The sequence below is a fragment of the Shewanella sp. CAL98-MNA-CIBAN-0140 genome, from assembly GCF_040309905.1.
Lineage (GTDB): Bacteria > Pseudomonadota > Gammaproteobacteria > Enterobacterales > Shewanellaceae > Shewanella > Shewanella psychromarinicola.
Window position 1 is genome coordinate 1 of record NZ_JBEOPI010000267.1, and the last position, 242, is coordinate 242.

Consider the following 242-nt stretch of genomic DNA (forward strand, 5'->3'; position numbering starts at 1 on the left):
GGATGGGCGTGTTCGGTACTTTCATCCTGAGAAGGCGCTGCGGCCGCCTCATGGGCATGAGCGCTGTTTCTCTCGCCATGATGGTCGCCTGCTTCGGCTATCTCTTCGGCTGCACTCGCGTCATGATGCCCCGCGACAACGCCTTTTTGGCCCTCATGCTGGCCTTCATGGTTATGCATTTTGCTCTCACCGCCACCGTGTTGATGACCACCGCTGCTGGTTGCTAGAGCTTTGTATTGCTC

General features: G+C 57.9%; 1 pseudogene. It reads right to left on the reverse strand.

Annotated features, from left to right (window positions below):
- Positions 1 to 242, reverse strand: a pseudogene (locus tag AAEY93_RS21015) (hypothetical protein); the annotation flags it as partial.